The organism is Marinitoga okinawensis, from assembly GCF_055387075.1.
In genome coordinates, this window is record NZ_AP042422.1 from 1,133,288 (window position 1) to 1,157,937 (window position 24,650).

26 protein-coding genes and 1 tRNA gene are annotated in these 24,650 nt (G+C 25.9%); 21 read left to right on the forward strand and 6 right to left on the reverse strand.

All coding sequences use genetic code 11. The features are described from left to right. The first annotated feature begins 1 nt into the window (after position 1). From ACZ5CK_RS05630 to ACZ5CK_RS05700, 15 genes are all read left to right on the forward strand, one after another. Complete coding sequence (locus ACZ5CK_RS05630) at positions 2-913, forward strand: AEC family transporter (protein ID WP_464582929.1); 912 nt, start codon at positions 2-4, stop codon at positions 911-913. Positions 914-926: 13 nt separating this feature from the next. Beyond that, positions 927-1,301, forward strand: coding sequence for a CoA-binding protein (locus ACZ5CK_RS05635; protein ID WP_464582959.1), 375 nt, complete (start codon positions 927-929; stop codon positions 1,299-1,301). Positions 1,302-1,341: 40 nt separating this feature from the next. Beyond that, a complete protein-coding gene (murJ, locus tag ACZ5CK_RS05640; RefSeq protein WP_464582930.1) occupies positions 1,342-2,826 on the forward strand; it encodes a murein biosynthesis integral membrane protein MurJ in 1,485 nt (494 codons plus the stop codon). A gap of 63 nt (positions 2,827-2,889) precedes the next feature. Continuing rightward, the gene (locus ACZ5CK_RS05645; RefSeq protein ID WP_464580862.1) at positions 2,890-3,846 is read left to right on the forward strand and encodes a 1-phosphofructokinase family hexose kinase; all 957 of its coding nucleotides are present in this window, start codon (positions 2,890-2,892) and stop codon (positions 3,844-3,846) included. Then, on the forward strand, positions 3,846-4,301 hold the full coding sequence (locus ACZ5CK_RS05650) for a CBS domain-containing protein (protein WP_464580863.1): 456 nt from the start codon (positions 3,846-3,848) through the stop codon (positions 4,299-4,301). The genes ACZ5CK_RS05645 and ACZ5CK_RS05650 overlap by 1 nt, the downstream gene beginning before the upstream one ends. A gap of 16 nt (positions 4,302-4,317) precedes the next feature. Beyond that, on the forward strand, positions 4,318-5,589 hold the full coding sequence (gene mtaB, locus ACZ5CK_RS05655) for a tRNA (N(6)-L-threonylcarbamoyladenosine(37)-C(2))-methylthiotransferase MtaB (protein WP_464582960.1): 1,272 nt from the start codon (positions 4,318-4,320) through the stop codon (positions 5,587-5,589). Then, positions 5,579-6,400, forward strand: a complete 822-nt coding sequence (locus ACZ5CK_RS05660; RefSeq protein ID WP_464580864.1) for an aminotransferase class IV — start codon at positions 5,579-5,581, stop codon at positions 6,398-6,400. Before mtaB ends, ACZ5CK_RS05660 begins: the two co-directional genes overlap by 11 nt. A 1-nt stretch (position 6,401) precedes the next feature. Next, complete coding sequence (locus ACZ5CK_RS05665; RefSeq protein WP_464580865.1) at positions 6,402-6,701, forward strand: DciA family protein; 300 nt, start codon at positions 6,402-6,404, stop codon at positions 6,699-6,701. Next, a complete protein-coding gene (locus tag ACZ5CK_RS05670) occupies positions 6,698-8,620 on the forward strand; it encodes a DNA gyrase/topoisomerase IV subunit B (RefSeq protein WP_464580866.1) in 1,923 nt (640 codons plus the stop codon). The genes ACZ5CK_RS05665 and ACZ5CK_RS05670 overlap by 4 nt, the downstream gene beginning before the upstream one ends. Continuing rightward, the gene (locus ACZ5CK_RS05675; protein WP_464580867.1) at positions 8,621-9,091 is read left to right on the forward strand and encodes a DUF4894 domain-containing protein; all 471 of its coding nucleotides are present in this window, start codon (positions 8,621-8,623) and stop codon (positions 9,089-9,091) included. Positions 9,092-9,101: 10 nt separating this feature from the next. Then, complete coding sequence (locus ACZ5CK_RS05680; protein WP_464580868.1) at positions 9,102-10,409, forward strand: cell division FtsA domain-containing protein; 1,308 nt, start codon at positions 9,102-9,104, stop codon at positions 10,407-10,409. Continuing rightward, positions 10,399-11,511 carry a cell division protein FtsZ gene (gene ftsZ / locus ACZ5CK_RS05685; RefSeq protein WP_464580869.1) on the forward strand — a complete coding sequence of 371 codons (1,113 nt, stop codon included), beginning with the start codon at positions 10,399-10,401 and terminating at the stop codon, positions 11,509-11,511. The genes ACZ5CK_RS05680 and ftsZ overlap by 11 nt, the downstream gene beginning before the upstream one ends. Beyond that, on the forward strand, positions 11,501-12,640 hold the full coding sequence (locus ACZ5CK_RS05690; RefSeq protein ID WP_464580870.1) for a GspE/PulE family protein: 1,140 nt from the start codon (positions 11,501-11,503) through the stop codon (positions 12,638-12,640). The genes ftsZ and ACZ5CK_RS05690 overlap by 11 nt, the downstream gene beginning before the upstream one ends. 9 nt (positions 12,641-12,649) lie before the next feature. Continuing rightward, a complete protein-coding gene (locus tag ACZ5CK_RS05695; protein WP_464580871.1) occupies positions 12,650-13,885 on the forward strand; it encodes a hypothetical protein in 1,236 nt (411 codons plus the stop codon). Between the two features lie 12 nt (positions 13,886-13,897). Continuing rightward, a complete protein-coding gene (locus ACZ5CK_RS05700) occupies positions 13,898-14,770 on the forward strand; it encodes a DUF5685 family protein (RefSeq protein ID WP_464580872.1) in 873 nt (290 codons plus the stop codon). A gap of 48 nt (positions 14,771-14,818) precedes the next feature. On the opposite strand, the gene ACZ5CK_RS05705 is transcribed toward ACZ5CK_RS05700, so the two are convergent. The 6 genes from ACZ5CK_RS05705 to ACZ5CK_RS05730 all read right to left on the reverse strand — a co-directional run bounded on the left by ACZ5CK_RS05705 (position 14,819) and on the right by ACZ5CK_RS05730 (position 20,445). Then, positions 14,819-16,063: a DUF1015 domain-containing protein gene (locus tag ACZ5CK_RS05705; protein ID WP_464580874.1), complete on the reverse strand. Its 1,245-nt coding sequence runs from the start codon at positions 16,061-16,063 to the stop codon at positions 14,819-14,821. Between the two features lie 171 nt (positions 16,064-16,234). After that, positions 16,235-16,654, reverse strand: coding sequence for an rRNA maturation RNase YbeY (gene ybeY, locus ACZ5CK_RS05710; protein ID WP_464580875.1), 420 nt, complete (start codon positions 16,652-16,654; stop codon positions 16,235-16,237). Then, complete coding sequence (locus tag ACZ5CK_RS05715; RefSeq protein ID WP_464580876.1) at positions 16,651-17,907, reverse strand: HDIG domain-containing metalloprotein; 1,257 nt, start codon at positions 17,905-17,907, stop codon at positions 16,651-16,653. Before ACZ5CK_RS05715 ends, ybeY begins: the two co-directional genes overlap by 4 nt. Positions 17,908-18,001: 94 nt before the next feature. Further along, on the reverse strand, positions 18,002-18,985 hold the full coding sequence (locus ACZ5CK_RS05720) for a PhoH family protein (RefSeq protein WP_464582961.1): 984 nt from the start codon (positions 18,983-18,985) through the stop codon (positions 18,002-18,004). Positions 18,986-19,002: 17 nt separating this feature from the next. Beyond that, entirely contained in the window at positions 19,003-19,992 is a 990-nt protein-coding gene (locus ACZ5CK_RS05725) for a 2-hydroxyacid dehydrogenase (RefSeq protein ID WP_464580877.1), read from the reverse strand. A gap of 9 nt (positions 19,993-20,001) precedes the next feature. Next, on the reverse strand, positions 20,002-20,445 hold the full coding sequence (locus ACZ5CK_RS05730; protein ID WP_464580878.1) for an LPP20 family lipoprotein: 444 nt from the start codon (positions 20,443-20,445) through the stop codon (positions 20,002-20,004). A gap of 117 nt (positions 20,446-20,562) precedes the next feature. Here ACZ5CK_RS05730 and ACZ5CK_RS05735 point away from each other — a divergent pair, with 117 nt between their 5' ends. The 6 genes from ACZ5CK_RS05735 to ACZ5CK_RS05760 all read left to right on the forward strand — a co-directional run bounded on the left by ACZ5CK_RS05735 (position 20,563) and on the right by ACZ5CK_RS05760 (position 24,648). Further along, a complete protein-coding gene (locus ACZ5CK_RS05735) occupies positions 20,563-21,342 on the forward strand; it encodes a YdcF family protein (protein ID WP_464580879.1) in 780 nt (259 codons plus the stop codon). Between the two features lie 60 nt (positions 21,343-21,402). Then, positions 21,403-22,524, forward strand: coding sequence for a ribosome biogenesis GTPase YqeH (gene yqeH / locus ACZ5CK_RS05740; protein ID WP_464580880.1), 1,122 nt, complete (start codon positions 21,403-21,405; stop codon positions 22,522-22,524). 15 nt (positions 22,525-22,539) lie between these two features. Then, the gene (gene pduL, locus ACZ5CK_RS05745; RefSeq protein ID WP_464580883.1) at positions 22,540-23,130 is read left to right on the forward strand and encodes a phosphate propanoyltransferase; all 591 of its coding nucleotides are present in this window, start codon (positions 22,540-22,542) and stop codon (positions 23,128-23,130) included. A gap of 98 nt (positions 23,131-23,228) precedes the next feature. Then, positions 23,229-23,306 (forward strand) — tRNA-Thr (locus tag ACZ5CK_RS05750). A 47-nt stretch (positions 23,307-23,353) separates the two neighbouring features. Then, positions 23,354-24,103, forward strand: coding sequence for a class I SAM-dependent methyltransferase (locus tag ACZ5CK_RS05755; protein WP_464580884.1), 750 nt, complete (start codon positions 23,354-23,356; stop codon positions 24,101-24,103). Then, the gene (locus ACZ5CK_RS05760) at positions 24,103-24,648 is read left to right on the forward strand and encodes a sigma-70 family RNA polymerase sigma factor (RefSeq protein WP_464580885.1); all 546 of its coding nucleotides are present in this window, start codon (positions 24,103-24,105) and stop codon (positions 24,646-24,648) included. The genes ACZ5CK_RS05755 and ACZ5CK_RS05760 overlap by 1 nt, the downstream gene beginning before the upstream one ends. Positions 24,649-24,650: the final 2 nt, after the last annotated feature.

The window sequence follows — 24,650 nt, forward strand, 5'->3', positions numbered from 1 at the left end:
TTTGCTTTTTTTATTAACTTTATATAAAGTTTTACCACTTTTTATAATAATCCTTATAGGTCATATATTTGGAAAAATTTTTATAGATTTTGATAATAAAATATTAAACAAAATTACAATGTGGATAGCTGGTAATGTTCTTGCATTTACAGCAATTAATTCACATCCACCTACTTTTAATGAATTTAGAATTTTTTTCTTGGGATATACAATAATTTTTGTTTTAGCAATATTAATACCATTAATATTAAAGAAATTAAGATTAATAAAGTCTGAATGGGGTGTTATTTCTTTTGCTATGATGTTTTCTAATGGTGGGTATTTAGGGTATCCTGTCGTTGGAGCTCTTTTTGGGGATGAATATATTTCAAAAGCTGTAATTTATGTAATAGTAATGACACTTTTATCTTTTTCTATTGGAATAATAATTTTAACTGGAAATATAAAAAAAGGATTAACAAATATGATTAAACTTCCAATGCTTTGGGGATTTTTAATCGGTTGGATTTTAGGAGCTTATGGATTGTTTTGGAATAATTTACCATATGTATTTTATGAACCTATAAATATGATTAAAAATGCCAGTATTGTTATAATTCTTATAAATATTGGAGTCTCTTTATCAAGAATAAAAATAAAATTATATGATCTTTATGATACAATTTTGACTACAATCTTTAAATTAATTATATTACCATTTATTGCTGTATTTATTGTTAAAATATTGAATTTTAATTCATTATTGGCTGGTATATTTATTATTGAAGTTGGAATGCCTGTTGGAATGAATGTTTCATTTATCACCGAAGAATTAAAAATAAATCCAGCTCTAGGGAATTTACTTGTTTTTATTAGCACCTTAGTTTCTATAATTACCATTCCACTTTTATATCAATTATTAAATATGATTTAGGAGGTAAAGTATGATAGATGTAAATAAAATTAAAAAAATTGGTTTGATAGGAGCTACAACAAATAAATCAAAGTTTGGATACAAAATTTTAAAAGATTTGATTTCAAAAGGTTATGAAGTTTTGCCTGTGACACCAAATTATGAAGAAATAGATGGAATTAAGACTTTTAAAGATGTATCAGAATTACCAGATGTCAATGTTTTAAATTTTGTGGTACCACCAAAAATAGGTTTGGAAGTTACAAAAAAGGCTTATAATTTAGGGTTCAAAAAATTCTGGTATCAACCTGGTGCTGAATCAAATGAAATTAAAGAATACCTAGAATCGTTAAATGATCCTGAAGTTGATTATTTATTCTACAAATGTATCATGGTTGAAACAAGATGACAAAGCCCGTAAGGGCTTTATTTAATTGGGAGTGATATTATTGTCTGATATAATGAAATTTACAGCTATATTTGCTTCAGCAACTATGGTAAGCCGATTTTTAGGCTTATTTCGTGATATTTTATTCGCTTACTATTTTGGAAGAAGCGGTCAATATGATGCATATATTATTGCCATATTACTTCCTTTTTTTCTAAGGCGTATTTTTGCTGAGGGGGCTTTTTCTACAGTGTTTATACCTCTATATACACGAAAAAAAGGAAAAGAAGCTGATATTTTTGCAAGTACAGCTATAAATTTTTTAATTTTAATAACCATTATTATATATTTTTTCGTGGTAATATTTTCATATTGGTTTTCAGAATTGTTAGGTAGTGGAATGGAAAAAGAATATTTACTATTATCTTCTAATTTAATGAAAATCACATTCCCTTTTATTACGTTTATATCTATATGGTCTATTTTATCCGGTATCTTATATAATGAGAATAACTTTTTTGTTTCTGCTGTATCACCAGCAATAACTAATGTATTTACTATATTGGGAATTATTTTTTCATATATTTTTTCTGTAAAAATATATGGTCCTACTATAGGCTTTTTCTTAGGTGGATTTTTTCAAATGCTTTTCTTACTAATATATGTAAAAAAGAAAAAAATATTTCAATACCATTTTGTTATAAAAAAAGAATATATTAATGAAATTATGGGAATGTTTATACCAGCATTTTTCGGAGTTGCGATATCTCATATTAATAGTATAGTTGATACAAATGTGGCATCTTGGACAGGAGAGGGGGGTATTTCCACTATTCAATATGCTCTTAGATTGTATCAATTACCATTAGCAATTTTTTCTGTTAGTATAGCAAATGTTATATTGCCTAGATTATCTAAATTAGATTTTAAAAAACAAAAAGAACTTTTTTTGAAAGAATTTAAGGACGGAATTTTAATTTCTTTATTTCTGACTATTCCTGCAACATTTGGATTAATAGGTTTAAGTAAAGAAATAATAAAACTAATTTATCAACATGGTAGTTTTACAGAAAAAGATACAATTATAACTTCTTTTACTCTTGTTGCATATTCTATTGGAATTATTTTCTACTCAATACATGGAATATTAGTTAGAAATTACTATTCCAGATTAAACACAAAAAAGCCAACCAGAATTTCTTTCATAATGGTTTTAACAAATATTATTTTAGATATTATTTTTGTTAAATATATGGGTGTTGCTGGTATAGGATTAGCAACAAGTATTTCTGGAATAGTAGGAGTAGTACTATTAGGTTGGGGATTTTTTTCTCATTTTAATAAAAAGGATATTATTGAAGTAATAAAAATTTTAATAGCTTCAATATCGATGTTTTTATTGTTAATATTTTTAAAAAATGCTTATTCATCAAATCTCTATTCAATTTTAATGGTATTTATTGGTGCATTTTCATATTTATTGCTAGCATACATACTTAAAATTAAATACTTGAAAAATATATTTTTTATATTTAAAAAGAGCTGAACTAAATTCAAGAGATTTGTGGTATAATTGTATTGAAAATAAATTTTTTTAGGGGGCTTGAATATGGATGTAATGACGGTAACGCTAAATCCATCTCTTGATAGAGAAATAATAGTTGAAAATTTTAAATGTGGTAATATGTATAGAATTTCTAATCCTTCTAATGCTGTTATGGAACCCGGTGGAAAAGGTATAAATGTTTCTAGGATACTTAGCAAATTAGGCGTTGAAAATATGGCTCTTGGTTTTTTAGGAGGATTTATCGGAAGAGTTTTTTTAGAAAAATTATTAGAAGATAAAAATATTACAGCGAATTTTATATTTGTTGAAGAGGAAACTCGTGAAAATATAGCAATATTAGATTTAAAAAATCACACTATTACACAAGTTAATTCTAGTGGCCCTAAAATAAGTGAAATAGATATACAACATTTAGAAGAAAGATACTTAAATTCTTTATCTATAGTTGAGCATGTGTTGATTTCGGGAAGTGTCCCACCAAACACTCCAGAAGATGCATATGCAAAATTAATTACTCTTGCAAAGGAAAAAGGAATCACTACATATATGGAATCAAACGGCAAACATTTTAACGAAGCTATAATAAAATCTTGTCCAGATGTTGTAAGAGTTGATTTGAGAAAAGAAAAAAGATATCTTGGAAATGAATTGAAAGATTTAAATGATTATGTAAATGCTGCTGAAGATATTATTAAACATGGCGCTAAATTAGCTATATTGAGTTATCACGTTGAGGGAGATATTATAGCTACGAAAGAAGGTGTATGGTTATTTGCTGTAGATGAAAAAGTTGATAGATCTCATTTATTTGGAGTTGGTGATTCTTTTATGGCTGGAGTAATATATTATATTTTGAAAAATGGTTATGATTATTTTGAAGCAGCAAAATTTGGTATGTCATCAGCTATAGCAAAAATTCATCATGTGGATAAATTTATTGAAAATATTGAAGAAATAAGCAATTTTATAGATTATTTTGAAATAAAGAAGGTGAAATGATGAAAGTCGAAGATATAATGCTTAGAGATGTAACTTCTTTAGTAGTGAATGTAACTATAGATCGATTTATAAAATTATGTGAAAGGCAAGGATATTCAGCATTTCCTGTAGTAGATAAAAACTTTCATCTTGTTGGTCTAATTAGTGAGTCTATGGTAATAAAGGCTTCCATACCAGGATATTTATCTCTTATGCAATCTACATCATTCATACCAGATTCACAACAATTTATAAAAGGTTTGAAAAGTATTTTAGATAAACCAGTTGAAGAATTTATGGAAAAAAATCCTATAAAATTATATTATGATGATACTGCATTACATGCAGCTGATGTTATTATAAAAAACAGCTTAAAAATTGTTCCTGTTATTGATTATGATAATAGATTAATTGGTATTGTTAGAAGAATAAAATTATTAAGCCTTGCAGCAAAGGGGATTTTAGAAGAATCGTGAAAAAAAAGTCAATATAATAACTTTTGGATGTAAATTAAACCAAGCAGAAAGTGCTTTTATAGGTGAAAAACTTGAAAATTATGGTTTTCTTGTAGAATATGATAAAAATTTTGAAAATAGTGATTATGTTATTATTAATTCATGTACAGTAACCTCAGAAGCCGAAAGAAAAACAAGACAATTAATTAGAAGTATAAAAAGAAAAAATAAAAATATAAAAGTGATAGTTGTTGGATGTTATACCCTTACAGATACTCAAACAATTATTGATGCTGGTGCTGACCTTATTTTAGGAAATCTTGAAAAAAAATATATCGAGGATTATATAGAAAATAATGGTGTTTTTGTAGATAAAACATATTGGAATAATGAAAAAGATAAAGTTTTTTTACCTTCTCTCCCCTATAATTCTTATACAAGATATTTTTTACCAATAGAAGAAGGTTGTTTAGAATTCTGCACATATTGTAGAATTATATTTGCGCGTGGAAACAAAATAAGAAGTTCAAATAAAGATGAAATATTTAAAAAGATTGATGATATATATTATAATAAACATATAAAAGAAATTGTTTTTACTGGAATTAATTTATCCTATTATGGTTTTGGAACAGATTATAATTTAAAAAAATTAATATTTGATGTAAATAATAGATATAAGAATGAAAATATTAGATTTAGAATTAGCTCTTTGTATCCTGATTTTATTGATGAAAATTTTATCAAATTAATGAATGATAGTCCTGTTTTTGAAAAACATATTCACTTATCATTGCAACATGTTTCTGATAATGTTTTGAAAAATATGGGTAGAAAATATTCAGAAAATTATTTATATAATCTATTTGATATGATATTTTCGATTAATCATAAATTTTCTATATCCGCAGATATAATAGTTGGCTTTCCAGGTGAAAGTGATGAAGATTTTAATAAATTAAAACAATTTTTAAAGATGTATAGTTTTTCAAGAGTTCACGCATTTAGATATTCGAGTAGACCTAATACTAAAGCAGCTCGAATGAAGAATCAAATACCGGGAAATATTAAAAAAAATAGAATGAAAGAATTACAAAAGAACATAAATTATTCAATGAATAATTATTTAAATAAGTTACTAAATTCAAATGCTAAAGTTTTGATTGAAAAGATTGAAAATAACAAAAGTTATGGATATGATGAATTTTATATATATCATGAAATAGACCAAAAATTACCTATTAATAAATTTTATAGCGTTAAAATAGGAAAAATCAAAAGCACTGGAGTGATTTCTCATGTTTTATAATACAGAAAACTGGATTGAAAAAAATGAATATAAAAACAATGATTTTGACCTATTCAATGGTTATTCAACTTACGAAACTTTAAGAACTTATAATAAGAATTTATTTGCTTTTTCATTACATTATGAAAGGCTTAGAAAGTCTGCAATGTTTTTAGGTTTAGATATACCTAAATATGAAATTATGAACGAAATTCTTAATGAAGGAATAAAAAATCAAAATTGCAAGGAAGACGTTAGAATTAAAATTCTAATAAATAAATATACTTCAAAGAAAAAATCATTTTATGCATTTATAGAGCCCCTTATAGAAATAGAAGAATTAAAAGAAAGTGGAGTAGTTTTAACTATATCGAGAGAAAGAAAACCAAAAAATCCTGTTATACCATATTATGTAAAAACAACATTAAATGGATATAGTATGTATCTTAGGCAAAAATACAATGCATATTATGATGCTATTATTTTAAATGAATATGGCTATGTAACTGAAGGAACTAAATCTAATATATTCATGGTAACGGCAGGTGTTATAACTACACCTCCAATTTCTTCTGGTATTTTACCAGGAGTTACCAGAAAAGTTGTAATAGATTTAATAGAAAGTTTCAATATGGATTTCGAAGAAAGAAATATAGAAGTATGGGAATTATTATCTGCAGATGAAATATTTTTAACTCACACAAGCGTAGGAATTATTCCAGTGAGAAGAATAGTACCTAATTTTACTTTTAATGCCCCAGGAATTACAACTGAAACTTTAATGAATTACTGGAAGGATTTTATAATTAATAAAAATGAATACTGGGAATAAAATGAAAGATCTTAATGATATTTTTAAAGAGGTTAGCTCTAAAAATAACATATTAAAAAAAATTTTTTTAATTAAAGATTTAAGAGAAATAGTAAATGATGTTTTTAATAAATATGGTTTTTCCTCAGTGGAGGTAATTAATGTTGATTTAAAAACCTCCACACTTTTTTTGTATGTAAAAAATAATTATCTCAAACAAGAAATATTATTTAGAAAACATAAAATAATAAAAACTATCAATGATAGGATTGAAAATATTGAGTTAAAAAACATTAAGTTTGCTGGAGGTGTTAATAAGTGAGCGAATATTCTCAAGAGAATATAAAAGTTTTAAAAGGATTGGAACCAGTAAGAAAAAGACCTGGTATGTATATAGGTTCAATTGGAAAACCAGGTTTAAATCACTTAGTATATGAAATAGTTGATAATAGTGTTGATGAATATATGAGTGGATTTTGTTCTAAAATTGTTGTCAAAATAAATGCTGATGATTCAATTGAAGTAATAGATAATGGTAGAGGAATCCCTGTGGGACCTCATCCAACTGAAAAAAAAGATACTCTTGAAGTTGTATTTACTACATTACATGCAGGTGGAAAATTTGATAATGCAACATATAAAATAAGTGGAGGACTGCATGGAGTCGGCGCTTCTGTTGTTAATGCATTATCAGAATATTTGGAAGTTTGGGTATATAGAAATGGTAAAATATATTATCAAAAATATTCTAGAGGAAAAAAGCTAACAGAAGTAGAAATATTAAATGAAACAAATAAAACCGGAACTCATATTAAATTCAGGCCGGATCCTGAGATTTTCGAAAATGGTGATATTGAAGTTGAAGGACAAATTATTGAAAATAGACTTAGAGAACTAGCTTTTTTAAATCCTGGATTGGAAATAGAATTTGTTGACGAAAAAAGAAATAAAAAAACTGTTTTTAAATTTGAGGAAGGAATTTCTGAATTTTTAGACTTTTTAGTAAAGAAAAATAAAAAAATACCTATACATGAGAATCCAATATATGGAAAAGGTGCTTTTAAAAATCCAAGAGGTGGAAATTTCTCAGATATTATTGTAGAGTTTTCAATGATGTACACAAGGAATGATTATCCATTTATTTATAGTTATGTAAATAATATAAGAACTATAGAAGGCGGAGAACATGAATCTGCATTCAAAGCCACTTTAACAAGGATAATGAATGAATATGCAAGAAAAATGAGGATTTTAAAAGAAAAAGAAGCTAATTTTACTGGAGAAGATGTGAGAGAAGGATTAATAGCTATTTTAAGTATTAAACTTCCGGATCCTGTTTTTGAAGGTCAAACAAAAGCAAAGTTAGGAAGTAAAGAGGTAAGAGCTGCTGTAAACGATATTTTAAGTGAATATTTAGTTAAATATCTTGATTCTCATCCAAAAGATACAAAAATGATTTTTGAACGTATTAAAGAAGCAGCTAGAGCTAGAATAAATGCAAGAAAAGCAAGAGATAAAGTTAAGAGGAAATCAATATTTGAAAATTCCCCATTACCAGGGAAACTAGCAGATTGCACTTCTACTGATCTTAATGAAACAGAATTATTTATTGTTGAAGGAAACTCTGCTGGTGGAAATGCTAAATCTGCAAGAGATAGAAATTTTCAAGCAATTTTGCCATTAAGAGGTAAAATAATTAATGTTGAAAAACATGATATAGAAAGATTAATGAAAAATGAGCAAGTATCTAATATTATTTCAGCAATAGGTACTGGAATTGGAGAAAATTTTGATATATCTAAATTGAGATACGGAAAAATAATTATTATGACAGATGCTGATGTTGATGGGGCACATATTAGAACATTATTGTTAGCATTATTCTATAGGTTTATGCCTGATTTAATACAAGAGGGAAGAATATATGCTGCACAACCACCTCTTTATAAATTCAAAGCTGGAAAATTCGAAGCATATTTATATACTGACGAAGAATTAGAAGAATTGAAAAAAGAATATCCTAAATATTCCTTACAAAGATACAAAGGTCTTGGTGAAATGAACGCCGATCAACTATGGGATACGACTATGGATCCAACACATAGAAAACTTATACAAATAAATATAGATGATCTTGTTGAAACAGAAGAAATTTTAGAAATTTTAATGGGAAGTGATCCTACAGCTAGGAGAGAATTTATAGAAGAACACGCTTTAAAAGTTAAGGAGTTAGACATATAAATGAATCCATCTAGAACATTATTGTTGTTAATAGTATTGATGTATTCTTTTATGTTTATATATATAACAACAAGTATTTTTGTTACACAAAAACAAACAGGAAGAAATGATTCAGCAATATATCAACCTATATGTGTGGTAGAATTTAATAAAAGGTATCTTCTTTTAAATAAAGATGAAGTAATCTTTAAAATTTCAGATATTCCAATAATAGGTTATCCTCTAATAAGTTTAAATGAATATTTAAATTATAGAAAAAATCTATCTGAATTATCCTTAAATAAATTAAATTATATATCTAAGATTGATTTTGAAAAAAGAATATTATACATAAACATAGGATATAAAATCTTTTATACATCATGGGATGATGTGGTTAAGTTTTTTGATATAATAATAAACAAAATAGAAAAGTTGGAACCGGGGAATTATTATCTTCTCTCTGGAGGAAGTTTGATTAGCATTTATTAGGAGGGATAAAATGGCCAAAAAGGTTATTTACGCAATCGATGTAGGTAATTATTTTATTAAAGGAATTGCTTTAGCGGAAAATAAAGACAGTTATCATCTTTTATCTAAGGCAGCAGAAAGAGCAGAAGGAATAGTAAAAGGTCAAATACAAGATGTTAAAGCTTTAAGAAGAAAAATAGAAAATGTAATTTATTCTCTTGAAGGAGAAAATAACAAAGCTAAAGAAATAGAAATTGTTTTGTCTTATGCCACTAATGAATTAAAAATATCAAGAGAAAGTTATACTTTGGAATTTTCTGAACCAAAAGAAATTACTGAAGCTGATTTAGAAAAAATAAAATCCAACATTCAACAAAAGTATTCGGAATTAAATAAAGAAGTATTAGATATAAAATTTGTAAATTTTGAAGTTGATGATAAAAAAGTAAAGAATCCAGTAGCTTTTGTAGCAAATTATAGTTTAAATTCTATTATTAACGTTGTTTGGGTTCCAGAAAATTCTTTTGCACCTATTAGAAATACAATAAAAAATTTAATTGAAGGTGAAATACCAATATATGATTCAACATTAGCAGCAGCTTATGGAGTTACAAATACTTCTGATAGAAATCTTGGAGTTGGAATTATTGATTTAGGACATTCTAAAGCAAGAATGTTAATATTTAAAGAAGGAATACCAAAATTTTATTTAGATTTTGAAGTCGGTATGGAATATGTTTTAAAAGATATAATGCACGTTTTAAAAACATCCGAATCAGAATCCTTAAGATTATTAGAAGAACATGCTGTTTGTTTACAAGATACAAAAGCTGTAAAGAAAATTGATTATTTGAGTTTAGTAGGCGATCATTATGAATATACAACTCAGAATTTGTTAAATAAAATAGTTTTCGCAAGAACTAGAGAAATAATTAATAAATTAAACAGTGATTTAGCTAAATTAGAATATGAAAATACCCTTGAAATAGCTGGTGGATTACAAGCTGGTATTGTCCATACAGGTGGAGGAGCTAGAATAAAAAATATTGAAAAAACTATATCAGATTTTATGGGTGCTCAAACAAGATTAGGTATAGCTGCAAATAATGCAAATAATTTTTATATTGAAAATGCTGATGATTTGTATAAAGATCCTTTGTTTTCACCAATTATTGGAACAATAAATCTCTATTTTAGCGGAACGAACATTCCAAAATTATATATTGAAGATGCTAAAACATATGTTGAAAATAACAATGAAGAAAGAGCAGAGAAAAAGGGAGGATTCTTCTCAAAATTAGGGAAAATCCTTTTAGGAGGTAATGAGGATGCCATTTAATTTACCTATTGAAAATGAACCTGTAGAAATGTTTCATAAAAGGCCTAAATATGTTATTAAAGTTATAGGAGTTGGCGGAGCTGGAAATAATGCCATTGAAAGAATGGTTAGGCTGGGTGTTGCTGATGTTGATTTAATAGCAGCAAATACAGATGTTCAAGTTTTAGAATCCAGTAGTGCTAAATATAAATTACAACTTGGAAAAGAATTAACAAGAGGATTAGGAGCTGGTGGAAACCCTGAAAAAGGTGAAAAAGCAGCTGAAGAAAGTATTGATGAAATTAGAGAAATGATACAAGGAACAGACCTATTATTTATTACTGCGGGATTAGGTGGCGGAACCGGAACAGGTGCTTCTCCTGTAATTGCTAGAGTAGCAAGGGAATTGGGGATTTTAACAGTAGCTGTTGTTACCATACCATTTCATTTTGAAGGATCTACAAAACAAAAAATTGCAAATGGTGGGTTAAATAAATTAAAACCATATGTAGACACTTTGATTAAAATATCCAATGATAAATTATTAGAAGACAATGATGATATTCCTATTAGACAAGCTTTTGCTAAAGCTGATGACATATTATATCAGGGAATTACAGGTATTTCTGATTTAATTACAAAAAAGGGTTTAGTAAATACGGATTTTGCAGATGTTGAGTCTGTATTAAAAAGAAGAGGATCTGCAATGTTGGGAATTGGCTGGGGAAAAGGTCCAAATAAAGCAGAAGAAGCAGCAAAAAGCGCACTAAATTCTAAGTTTTTAGAGAATTCTGTACAAAATGCAACAGCTGCCTTAGTAAATGTTTCTGGTAAGAATCCTACTTTAAAAGATTTAAAAACTGTTACATCAATTTTGCACTCATACTCTACAGATGAAGTAAATTTAAAATATGGTATTACAGAAGTTGAAGATATGCAACCCGATGAATTAAAAGTTACCATTGTTGCCGCAGGTTATAATAAAATTTTAAATGATTTTGATGGTGAAAATATTTATGAAATACCAGCGATTTATAGATTATTTGGGAATAATGTGTTAAATGAAGAAAGAATAAAATTAGAAAAATATTTAGAGGCTCAACAGGGAGATTATGAAGAATAATATAGAAGAACTATCTACAATGCAACTTTTTTTAAATAAAAAAGCCAAAAAAAACAAAAATGATTTGGATACTGATATACTATTTGAGAAGTATATGGATATTCTTTTTAAAGAAAGAGTTTCTGATTTACATTTTTCAATAAATAAAGATTATGGCGAGATATTTTATAGATATAATACACAGTTAATAAACTTTGATTCTATTGATAAAAATATATATAATAATTTAATTACCAAAATTCAAATATTATCCAAAATTGATATAATAAATGACAAGGATCCGTCAGATGGGTCCTTTACTTTTTTAGATCAAAGATTTAGAGTATCTCTTATAAAAAATATATTTGGAGTAAATTGTGTAATTAGAAAATTAAGAAGAATCTCTGATTTAACATTAAATAAATTAAACTATCCAGAAGTTTTTATAAGAAATATCGAAAAAATAAAATTACTAAAAGATGGGTTAATAATATTTTCAGGACCTACAGGTAGCGGAAAATCAACTTCTTTAGCTTTTTTAATATTAGAAATTTTAAAATCAGAATCCAAAAAAATTATAACTATAGAAAATCCTTTAGAGTACCACATACCTGGGGCACAACAAATAGAAATAAAAAATGATTCTGAAAAAACTAATATTATAAAAAATATTTTAAGACATGATCCAGATATTTTAATGACAGGTGAAATAAGAACTGAAGAAATTGCGAAATTAACAATAGAATCTTCTATAACAGGACATTTAGTTTTTTCAACAATCCATTCAAATAATGTATTTAATGTTATAAATAGACTAATCGAAATGGGGATAAAAAAAGAAGAAATTTTAAATTCTATAAAAATAATATTTAATCAAAAGTTCGTAAAAAAAGTTTGTGATTGCTATAAAAATGAAAAAAACAAAGGTTGTGAGAAATGTCATTTTACTGGTTTTTCAAGCATAATACCTATATTTGAAATTTTAGAGATCAATGATTATACAAGAGAACTTATTTATAAAAATGATTTTACTAATGTTAGAAATTCTCCATTTTATATATCTGGAGAAAATGAATTAAATAAGTTATACATTAATGGCGACATTTTGCAACAAGATTTTCTTTCTTTAATAAACGAAAATAAAAATTGAGGTGATATTATGAAATATCATAGTAAAACACCTGAAGAATGGGAAAAAGAAGATAAGGAAAAAATGAAAAAAGATAAATTTAGTAGGCTATATAAAAGAAGACAAAAAATAAATAATATTTTAATAATACTAATTTCGAGCATTACCATAATTATTATTTTATTATCAAAATATTATTTTCCCAGATATAAGTTTGATAATTCTGTATTAATTAATGGTATATCTGTATCTTTAATGACTTCTGATAAATATGTATATCCTGATTCTTTAGATATAAATATTAGTATGTTTAATACTACAAAAAAAATAAAAGAAATTAAAATAACTGATTTTAAATTTTATATATATAAACTTACCGATTATTCTAGCACAACTTTTTATAAATTTGAATATCCAAAAATTATAAACTATAATTTAAATTCATTGGAAACAAAGAAAATTTTTGATTTAAATACTATAAATCCAATATCAAAAATTCCTAATGGAAGATATTTTATTCAAACTGAATTCAAATTTAATGATAAAATTATTAAATTAAAAAAAGAAATTACTTATGCACATACTATAATATATAATGCTTATTTTGAAAAAAATTTTTATAAATTCAATGAATATCCAAAATTATATATTGAAGCAAAAAATTATTCCGAAGAACCTAAAAATATTAATTTTATGGGTAAAGTTCAAATATATTCTTCAAAAGGAAAATTAATAAAAGAAATTCCAGTAAATTTTGGATATGCTACATTAAAACCTTTAGAAAAAGTAAGTTATACATTAAATATTCCTCCAATAAACCCTGGAATATACGATGTTTATTTTGTAAAAAAAGAAAAAAATGAAGCCGTTTATATTCAGTTACCAATTACTAAAATTATTGAAAAAAAGTTAAAGAACGTTTCATTGTCGATAGATACTTATCTGTTTTATCCTGTAAATGAAACATTTCATGGTACATTTTATATAAATAATTTAGATTTTAAAAAAGAAAGGTTTATTGAAATTGAAGGTTATAATATTAGATTAATTAATCTTGAAAATAACAGTGTTGTTTTTAATTTTGAAAATAATGATAAAAGAAGAATATATATAAATAAAGGTGGAAAAAGTGTAATTAATATCATTACTAATGATCCACCAATTAAATTATCAATACCCGGCAATTATAAATTAGTATTTGAAGTTAAATCTAATGAAAATGTTATAGAAAAGACTTTAGATTTGTATGTAGGAATATCAAAATAGGATGTGTAAGTAATGTATGGATATATATCATTGTATTTTAAACCTAATCCAGAAGAAAGAAAAAATTATATAAGTCATTATTGCTCTATGTGTCATTCATTAAAAAACGAGTTTGGAAATATTTATAGAATGTTTATAATAAGAGAAGTTTCTTTCTTTTCCATACTGAAAATAGAATTTGACGAAAATAATATTAAAAAGATAAAATGCCCATGGGTTGGTTTTAAAGAAAGATATATTTATAACGATTTAACTCTTTTTAAAGAATTTTCTTACCTCAATGCTTTTATTATTTATGGAAAATTGTATGATAAAATATATGATTCTCATCTTGAAAAGATGAGAATCATTATTAATAGATTAAGAAAAAAAATAGTAAATTATTATGGTGAAAATTTTATAATTGAATATGAAAAAATATTAGAAGAGCAATTTAAATTAGAGAAAAAAGTTTTAGATTTAGAAAACTATTTTATGCCGTCAATAAAAATTATCCAAATGATTGTAAAAAAACACGGATTAAATTTACCCAAAGAATTTAGTTATTATGTTGGCACTTTAACTTATTTATTCGATGCATTATATGATTTTGAAAAAGATTTAAAACGGAAAAACTTTAATCCTATTAGTATAATTTATAAAATAAATAGTTTAAAAGATTTATCTAATAAAGATAAAGAATATATTGATTTTATTATAGATTATTCAATAAAAAAAATTTTAGATATATTTGAGAAATCTCAAATAAAAAACAAACACTTTGCAAAAAAATTATTCTCATTTAGTGCTTTATATCATAAAAGTAAAATTGAAGAGTTCTTTATTGATAACAATAAAAAGAAAAATATTAATACAAAAAATTCATTATATTTAGATTTAAATTAAGCCCATCAAATTAACTTGATGGACTTAATTTAATAAATATATTTATAATTAAATTTCATGTATCAATAAACCAGATCTTAATTTTGGTTCAAACCATGTGGATTTAGGAGGCATTGTTTTATTTTCATCTGCAACAGCCATTAACTCTTCAATTGAAGTTGGATACATTGAAAATGCAACTTTCCAATTTTTGCTATCAACCCATTCTTCTAAAGCTTTTACTCCTCTAATTCCACCTAAAAAGTGAATTCTTGGATCTTTTCTAGGATTTTCAATTCCTAAAATTGGGTCTAATAAATAATTTTGTAAAATATATACATCTAATTGTTTTACAGGATCACTTTCATCTATTATAGATTTCTTAGCTCTTAAAACATACCATTTTTTATTTAAATACATACCAAATTCATGTTTAGATTTTGGTTTATATGGACTTTCTGGAGAATCTATAATATCAAAAAATTCAGATACTTTATTGATAAATTCGTCATCTGATAAATTATTTAAATCTTTTACAACCCTATTATAATCTAATATTTTTAACTCATCATGAGGGAAAACAACTGCCATAAAATAATTATATTCTTCATTACCAGTGTGTAATGGATTTTTTGATTTTAATATTTCTCTAGTTCTTGATGCAGCCGCGGCTCTGTGATGTCCATCAGCTATATACAAGGAATCAACACTGTTAAAAGCATTTTCTAATTCTTCAATTAATTCTTTTTGAGTTAATACCCACAATTCATGATGAACTTTTTTTTCATCTGTAAAATCATAAATCTTCTTTGAATTCTCAATTCCTTTTTCAATTAATTTTTTAATATTTTCTTTTGACTTAAAAGTCAAAAATACTGGACCTGTTTGAGCTTCCAATATCATAATATGTTTCGTTCTATCATCTTCTTTATCCTGCCTTGTTAATTCATGTTTTTTTATTAAACCTTTTTGATACTCTTCAACAGAAAATGTTGCAAAGATACCTGTTTGTGAATGGCCATTCCATGTCTCTCTATATAAATAAAGTGCAGCCTCTTCTTCTTCAACCAATATTCCATTTTTCTTGAATTCTTCTAAATTTTCTTTAGCCTTTTTATAAACAATTTCACTATGAGGATCAATTTCATTTTCGAATTCTACTTCAGCTCTTGTAACTCTCAAGAAACTATTTGGATGCTTTGACACAATTTCTTTAACTTCATTTTCTTCAAGCACATCGTACGGTGGACATGAAAATTCTTCTACTAATTCTTCTTTTGGCCTTAATCCTTTAAAAGGTCTAATAACTGACAATATAATACCCCCTTTATTTTTTGTATATCAGGATTATTATAACAATTAGTTTAAATGAGCTCAAACATAAACATTTTTAAGATAGAGTATTAAAAAATGATTATTAATGATTAAGTTAAAAAATCAGGCACACTTACATATTATAAAAATAATGAAAAATATTTCATACAATTAATTATATAACTCCTCAAAATATCTATCTTGTATTTCAAACATTTTTTTCTTATCCTCTTCTTTAATATGATCATAACCACAAATATGGAGAACACCATGTATTAATATATAATAAAATTCTTCTTCAAAAGTATTCCCGAACTGTGGAGCCTGCTTATCAATTTTTTCAACAGATAAAATAATGTCTCCTATGACATCTTCATTTAAACCATATTCAAAAGATAATACATCAGTAGGGCCTTCTTTCTTCCTAAACTTTTCATTGTAGTTTTTTATAGTTTCATTATCACTAATTAGTATATTTAATTCGTAATTTCCATCGCCTACTTCTTTTAATAAAATTTTTTTTACAATATTTTTTACCTTATCTATGTCAATTTTTTTTATATTTTGATCATTAAATATGTTTATTTTCAATCTTTATTCACCTCTTTTAATAATTCTCTCGGTATTTCAGGATATGTCACCCTTGAATGATTCATATTTAATACAGTTTCTACCATTGCATCTTTAATTTCATTAATTTCTCTTAAAGTTAATTCACAATCATCTAATTGCCCCTCAAAAAACAGGTCATGAATTAAATTATCGGCCATTTCTTCTAAACCTTTTTTATCTATTTTTTCCATACTCCTAGTTATCGCTTCAATATTATCAGCAATCATTAGAATAGCCGCTTCTTTAAATTGTGGTATAGGTCCAGGATATTTAAATACTTCTGGAGGAAATTTTTCATTTAATTTCATACTTTTATGGAAAAAAAATCTTTTTATTCTTGTACCATGATGTTGGACAATTAAATCTTCTATTAAAATAGGCAATCTATATTTTTTAGCTAATTCCTGACCCTTAGTAACATGTAAATTTAATATTAGGGCACTTAATTTAGGATTTATTTTATCATGAGGATTATTGCCTTTTTGATTTTCTGTAAAAAATAATGGTCTAAGGGATTTACCTATATCATGAAAATAAGCTCCTACTCTTAATAAAATAGGATTTGTATTTATAGCTTCGGAAGCACTTTCTACTAAATTTGCAATAATAAGACTATGATAATATGTTCCAGAAGCATTTAAAGATAACTTTCTCAACAAAGGATGATTTAAATTTCCTAATTCAAGAAGTCCTATATCTGAATAAACTCTTGTTATGTATTCTAAGTATGGGAGAGTTCCTAATAATAAAAGCATTTGAATAAGATTTGATACAAAAACAGTTGGTATTGCTGCAAAGTCTAAATCATAATATATTAAATATATTAGTATTTGAGAAATTGTAGCTCCTAAAAATGGAATAAAAATTCTAACTCTAGAGTATATTTTTTTACTCAAATAAGCACTTGTTACACCAATAATTAGTAATGCTATTAAACTTTTTAATGGAGAGCCTAATAAAAATGAGAAATAAAACGAAAAAGCTAAAGTTGAAAGAAATCCAGTATAAAAATCCATCATTAATGTTATTGTAACTACTACAAAAATTGGGGTTACTGATGGATTGGAATAATATTTCAATGAAAAAACATTAAATAATATTCCTAAATCTAATACCAAAATAAAGGCAAACCAATAATTTAGAGGATGTAGTTTAAACAATTTATTTCTTGAAATTAGAAATTTAATGATTAAATACCAACTTGGCATAAAGATAAGAGTGAAGTTAAGCAAAAAACTTCCCGTAATATTATGCCACAATAATAATTCGCTTATTATAAATAAAATAAAAAAATTAAAGAAAAAAAAGAGATTAAGATACAATTTATTATTTTTTTTCATTTTTTTCACCTTTTGTTTTTTCAAAATTGTCATAAGCTTTTATAATCTCTTTCACTAAAGGATTCCTAACAACATCATTTTCATCTAATTCAATGAAATCTATATTATTTATATTCTTTAATATCTTCCTAACAATTAATAACCCTGAATCCTTTTTGTTTTCTAAGTCTATTTGAGTAGTATCTCCTGTTATGACAGCTCTAGAATTAAAGCCTATTCTTGTTAAAAACATTTTCATTTGATAATATGTAGTATTTTGTGCTTCATCTAAGATAATAAAGGCATTATTTAATGTTCTCCCACGCATATATGCAAGAGGTACAATCTCGATTATACCTTTTTCTTTATATTCAGCAACTTTATCTACATTAATGAAGTCCATTAAGGAATCATATAATGGCCTTAAATAAGGATCGACCTTTTCATATAATGTTCCTGGTAGAAAACCCAATTTTTCTCCAGCTTCAACCGCAGGTCTAGTAAGAATAATTCTTTGCACTCTTCCTGTTTTTAAAAAATCAACTGCCATCGCAACCGCCAAATACGTTTTTCCTGTTCCAGCAGGTCCAATACAAAAAACAATATCATTTTTTTTCATTGAATTTATATATTTAGACTGTCCATGTGTCTTTGCTTGAATTCTTAATCCACTAACAGTGGTATTTATCACTTTATTATAACTAGTTTTTTTGTTTTCTAATACTCCTTTTTCGCTTTCATATATTGAAACAATATATTGAAACTCTGTCCAATCTAATAAATGCCCATCAGATATTATTTCTATAATTTCTTTTAATATATTTTTTGTTATAATTATATTTTCTTTCTTGCTTCCATTTAAAACAATTTTATTTTCAGAATAGGAAATATTTACATTAAATTTATTTTTTAAAAATTTTAATCTATTATCATAGGTTCCGAATACTTCAACTAATTCTAAACTTTGTGGTACATTTATATATTCCCTTATATCTATCACCTCTATTTTTAATACTCTTTATTATAATCCACAATTGATAAAGATTTCCCGTTTCTAATATAACTTCTAATACTATCTATGGTATAATCTATCCCTGCAGTTGTAGCATGATAAGAATATCCTCCAACATGAGGAGATAACACAACATTTTCAAATTCCCATATTGGATATTTTGAAGGCATTACATTTTTCTTCTCTGCAGTTGGATAATTAAACCAAACGTCTAATGCAGCTCCCTTTAAAATTCCTTCTTTTAATGATAAGTATAATCCTTCTTCACTTATAAGTCTTCCTCTACCAACATTAACTATATATTTATTATACATATTCATTAAGCGCTCTTTGTTTATTATCTCATATGTATGTTCTGTTAAGGGAAGTGAAAGAAAAAGAATATCACTTTCATTTATTACTTCATCAATATTATAAAAAACATTATCAACGTTCTTTGGTAAATAATCTATTTTATTATATTTAAAAATATTAATTTTTACGCCAAATGGTTTTAAAAATTTTGCTATATTTTGTCCTATGGCACCAAATCCTAAAATCCCAATAGATTTATCTTGAATTGAAATCCATGAATCAAAGACAGATTCACCAACACTAAACCCATGCCAAACACCATTTTTTAAGTCATTATGAAATGGTATCACTTTCCCTAAAAGAGCTAAGGCTAATGCAACAGCTCTTTCAGCTACAAATTTACCATTTCCATGAGCATTAGAAACTAAAATATTTTTTTCTTTTAATTTTTTCATTGGTAATTGTTCAACGCCAGCAAAAGGCACAAAAATAATTCTTAGATTTTCTGCAATATCAATCTCATCTTCAGAAATAAAACCACCGATTATACCATCAACTTCTTTTAATAATTTTTCTTTTGAACTATTTTTATCATTAATAAATAAAATTTGTAAATCTTTAAATTCAGATTTTAGTTCTTCAAATTTTTTATCCCAATAAGAATTATGTTTATGTAGAAATAATAATTTCATATTATCCTCCTAAAAATTGCGTATCCTTTTTCCTATAATTTGTTCAATATCTTTTCTAAAAATTCTTATTACCACATAAGCCATACCTTGTTTCATATCAAATCCATAATCTATTTCTTGAGCACCTTTGATAATACCTTGTAATTTAGAATCAACAGTTTTATCTTTTAAAACAAAATCTTTAACGGTAGTATTTGAATTAATATTTAATCCATATACGTATTCAACAGCTTTAGCATAAGCATCTTGTCTAGCTGCTTCTAATGCTGCAAGTTTTGCTTGAGCTTCTTGAGGAAATGATTTGTAATCAATAATACCAAATCCTTTAAAATCATGATATGCTGCTCCCTTTTCATTTAAAGGTTGGGAAAAAATTGAAAGACCATTTGAACCACAGGAAGAAAATAAAAAAAGTAAGGTAAATATACTAATAATAAAAACAGTTTTTTTCATATCCATCCCTCCAATTATATTTTCATAATTATTATACCATAAATATATATAGTGCCAAAACAAGTTACTAATATATAAATCAATATGATATAATATATAAAAAGATAATTTGGAGGTATGAAAATGCTGTGGATTAGAAAAATAGTACAATCATTTATTGAATTACCTGGACTCTTTATAACAATAATTTTTTTATTTAATTTCAAGATAAGAAAAGAAAAAATTTCAAGGAGAATAATAATAATAACAGCATTAATAATATATCTTTTTTCTATTCAAATTACATCGAGAATTTTAGTATATCCATTAGAAAATTCTTATTCTCCAATTAAATTTGATAATATTGATTTATCTATTCCATCAATTATTGTTATTTTAGGTGGAGGTGTAATACCAAAAACCCCTAATTCTCCTATTATGGGAGAACTATCAGATCAAACATTTAAAAGAATTTTTATGGGATATGAGATTCATAAATACACTAATTTCCCCATTATAATATCTGGTGGAAGGCCGCCAAATACAAATTATATACCAGAAGCATTGATAATGAGAGAATACCTGGTTAGGTTAGGAATTACAGCATCAGATATATTTATTGAACCAGATTCACAAACCACTGAAGAAAACGCAAAATATGTTAATTCATTAATTGATAATATGAAAATAAGTAGAATATTTTTGGTAACTTCTGCTATACATTTACCTAGATCATATAAAATTTTTCATACCTTAATAGATAAATCTGCAGAAATAATACCGGTTCCTTCTAACTATTTAATAACAAGAGATAAAATAACTTGGATTGATTTTAAACCTGATATAGATGCTTTGAGAGCGAATTCCATGGCTATACATGAATATTTGGGTATGATATATTTTTCTATATTTAAATAAAATATAAATATAAAAAACAAAAATAGTAAATTTATAAAAAATAATTGAAGAGGTGATTGCATGAAATGTCACGGATGTGGAGTTGAAATACAAACGAAAGACCCTAATGGATTAGGGTTCTTACCTGAACATGTTTATGAAAAATTTATTGGACATGAGGATGAAGCTTTATGTCAAAGATGCTTTAAATTAAAACATTATGGTGAATTAATACCAGTTTCAATAAATAAAAATTTTTATAATCAATTAAAAAGTGTTATTCATGAATTTAATACAGTATTGTGGGTAATAGATATTATAGATTTTGAAGGAACATTTGATAGTAATATATTAGAATTAGTTAAAAATAAAGATATATTTTTACTCATTAATAAAGTTGATTTATTACCCAAAAGCGTTCCATTTACTGAACTTAAAAATTGGGTTTATAACAGAGTTAAAAATAAAATAAATGTTAATAAAGATAATATTCGCTTAATAAGTGCGAAAAAGAATTTTGGTATAAATAGATTGATAAAAATTTTAAAAGAAAAGGACATAAAAAAAGCAATTGTTGTCGGAACTACAAACGTTGGTAAATCCTCATTATTAAATAACATAACAAATGTAAAAATAACCACTAGTTCTTTTCCAGGAACAACTTTAGGTATAGTAAAAAGAAAAATTTTAGGCACTGATATAGAGATATATGATACTCCGGGTATTGAAACCAATAAAAGATTTACAGATATTTTTGATATATATACTCAGGTTGAAATGATACCTAAAAAGACAATTAGCAGAAAAACTTTCAAACCTGATGTGGGAAAGGTGATATTTGTAAGTGCCTTATTTAGATTTAAAATTTTATCTCTTGCAAAAGACAATCTAAAACCTATATTTTTAATTTTTTCTCCAGAAAATATATCATTTCACCAAACGAAAGAAGAAAGAGTAGAAGATTTATTGAAAAGTCATATAGGAGACGTTCTATTTCCACCATATGAAAAAGATTATCCTTTGAATATTGAATATGAAAAAGAAATATTTTCAATTGGCGAAGGTGATGAATTAGCAATGCCAGGTTTAGGATGGATATCTGTAAGACGAGGGCCTTTAAACATAGAGGTTGTTAAACCTAAAGGAATTGATTTAATTTTAAGAGAACCTTTAATAACTCCAAAAAGAGGGGAAATTATATAATCGGAGGTGTTGGTAATGAAGTTAAAAGAACCAGGAATAATTGTAGGAGTTTCTAACAGACATGTTCACTTATCAAAAGAAGATTTAGAAGTATTATTTGGTGAAGGTTATGAATTACATCCAATAAAAGATTTAAGACAACCTGGACAATATGCTGCAGAAGAAGTAGTAACATTAGTAGGACCTAAGGGAAAAATTGAAAGAGTTAGAGTTTTAGGACCAGTAAGAAAAGAAACTCAAATAGAAATTTCTCAAACAGATGCTTTTAAATTAGGAGTTAAAGCTCCTGTTAGAGATTCTGGTGATTTAGATGGTACTCCAGGAATTAAAATTGTAGGGCCTAAAGGAGAAGTAGAAACTAAAAAAGGTTTAATTTTAGCTAAAAGACATATACACATGTTACCAGAAGATGCTGAAAAATATGGTGTCAAAGATAAAGATTTAGTATATGTTGCTGTTGAAAAAGGAGATAGAAAATTAATATTTGGTGATGTTTTAATAAGAGTAAGTCCAAAATATGCTTTGGAATTTCACGTTGATACAGATGAAGCAAACGCTGCATTATTAAAAACTGGTGATGAAGTAAAAATAGTTGAAGAATTTTAATACCCGGTTTAAACGCCGGGTATTTTTATTATTAATATAATTCAAAAGAGTTTTTTACTTGACTAAAAATGCATTTTATAGTATAATATATTGGGTTTGCAGGTGTAGCTTCAACAGGTTAGAGCGCTGCCTTGGTAAGGCAGAGGTTGTGGGTTCGAGTCCCATCACCTGCTCCAGTAACTCCCCGAACTATCGGGGATTTTATTTTATTAGGGGGATTATTATGAAATCATGGGAATATTATAATAAAATTGCTGATAAATATGATTCTATGTATAATGACCCATATTGGCAAATGCATAATAGGCTTTCTGAAAAAATAATATTTCAAAATTTAAATATTAACAGTGGTAAGGTTCTTGACATAGGTGCTGGAACTGGTTATTGGACAAAAATATTTTTAGATAAAGGATATAACGTATATTCTCTTGAACCTTCTGAAAAAATGTGCAATATAATGAAAAAGAGATTTGAGAATTATAATAATATAACTATTATTAATGGCTTTGCTGAAGAATTGCCATTTGAAGAAGAAACATTTGATATTATATTAGCAATGGGTGATGTATTAAGTTATTCAGAAAATCAAGAAATTTTTATAAGTGAAGTAAAAAAAGTATTAAAATATAATGGAATATTTATTGGCACTGTTGATAATTTAAACAAATTTATATTTGATGCTTTTTTTTCAAAAGATTTTGATATAATTAAAGTAATAGAAAGAGAAAAAAGAGTAAAAGTTGGCGTATCAGAATATATGTCATTCTTTTCTAAACTGTATTCAAAAGAAGAACTTAAATTTTTTTTGAATAAATATTTTTCCAATGTTGTTATTTATGGAATAATGCCTATTCCGTGGGAAAATAAGCCTGAATTTTCAAAATATTGGGCAGATGTGTTAGAATTAGAATTAACTTATTCTCAAAATTTTTTTGATACTGCTGAACACTTACTATATTTGGTTGTGAAATAATGAGTAAATATAAATTAAGAACATTACGTGTCGAGTCTTTAATTAAATTAGCACAATCCGGTGATAAAGAAGCAATGAATATGATCATGGTTAAGTTTGAACCTATGATCAAGTCTATTGCTTCTAAATATTATGGTGCTTGGGCAGAATTTCAAGATTTAGTTCAAATTGGATTTGTTGGGTTAATTCAAGGTGTATATTCTTTTGATGAGACAAATAAAACAAAATTTTCTACTTTTGCTTATCTTAATATCTCTTCTGAAATAAAATCATTTTTAACTTATTTAAATAGATTAAAAAATAAAGTTCTTTCCGATGCTGTAAGTATTGAATCTATGTTTGAAGATTATTCAGAAGATTCAGACTATTACTTCGAAGTTCCATCTGAAACTGATTTATATCAATCTGTTGTATATAATTATATTTTTGAAAGATCAATAGAGCAAATGAAAGATATTGAAAAAGATATTGTTAGAATGTGGTTAGATAATAATTCTTACGATGAAATTTCTGAGGAATTAAATATAACTAAAAAGAAAGTTTGACA

Excerpts from the sequence above, each read along its gene's own strand:
- ACZ5CK_RS05700 (WP_464580872.1), top strand. The coding sequence starts at position 13,898 with ATGTATGGATATATATCATTGTATTTTAAACCTAATCCAGAAGAAAGA.
- ACZ5CK_RS05645 (WP_464580862.1), top strand. The coding sequence starts at position 2,890 with ATGGATGTAATGACGGTAACGCTAAATCCATCTCTTGATAGAGAAATA.
- ACZ5CK_RS05650 (WP_464580863.1), top strand. The coding sequence starts at position 3,846 with ATGAAAGTCGAAGATATAATGCTTAGAGATGTAACTTCTTTAGTAGTG.
- ACZ5CK_RS05730 (WP_464580878.1), bottom strand. The coding sequence starts at position 20,445 with ATGAAAAAAACTGTTTTTATTATTAGTATATTTACCTTACTTTTTTTA.
- ACZ5CK_RS05665 (WP_464580865.1), top strand. The coding sequence starts at position 6,402 with ATGAAAGATCTTAATGATATTTTTAAAGAGGTTAGCTCTAAAAATAAC.
- ACZ5CK_RS05755 (WP_464580884.1), top strand. The coding sequence starts at position 23,354 with ATGAAATCATGGGAATATTATAATAAAATTGCTGATAAATATGATTCT.
- yqeH (WP_464580880.1), top strand. The coding sequence starts at position 21,403 with ATGAAATGTCACGGATGTGGAGTTGAAATACAAACGAAAGACCCTAAT.
- ACZ5CK_RS05680 (WP_464580868.1), top strand. The coding sequence starts at position 9,102 with ATGGCCAAAAAGGTTATTTACGCAATCGATGTAGGTAATTATTTTATT.
- pduL (WP_464580883.1), top strand. The coding sequence starts at position 22,540 with ATGAAGTTAAAAGAACCAGGAATAATTGTAGGAGTTTCTAACAGACAT.
- ACZ5CK_RS05725 (WP_464580877.1), bottom strand. The coding sequence starts at position 19,992 with ATGAAATTATTATTTCTACATAAACATAATTCTTATTGGGATAAAAAA.
- ACZ5CK_RS05690 (WP_464580870.1), top strand. The coding sequence starts at position 11,501 with ATGAAGAATAATATAGAAGAACTATCTACAATGCAACTTTTTTTAAAT.
- ACZ5CK_RS05675 (WP_464580867.1), top strand. The coding sequence starts at position 8,621 with ATGAATCCATCTAGAACATTATTGTTGTTAATAGTATTGATGTATTCT.
- ACZ5CK_RS05660 (WP_464580864.1), top strand. The coding sequence starts at position 5,579 with ATGTTTTATAATACAGAAAACTGGATTGAAAAAAATGAATATAAAAAC.
- ACZ5CK_RS05760 (WP_464580885.1), top strand. The coding sequence starts at position 24,103 with ATGAGTAAATATAAATTAAGAACATTACGTGTCGAGTCTTTAATTAAA.
- ACZ5CK_RS05735 (WP_464580879.1), top strand. The coding sequence starts at position 20,563 with ATGAAAATGCTGTGGATTAGAAAAATAGTACAATCATTTATTGAATTA.
- ftsZ (WP_464580869.1), top strand. The coding sequence starts at position 10,399 with ATGCCATTTAATTTACCTATTGAAAATGAACCTGTAGAAATGTTTCAT.
- ACZ5CK_RS05695 (WP_464580871.1), top strand. The coding sequence starts at position 12,650 with ATGAAATATCATAGTAAAACACCTGAAGAATGGGAAAAAGAAGATAAG.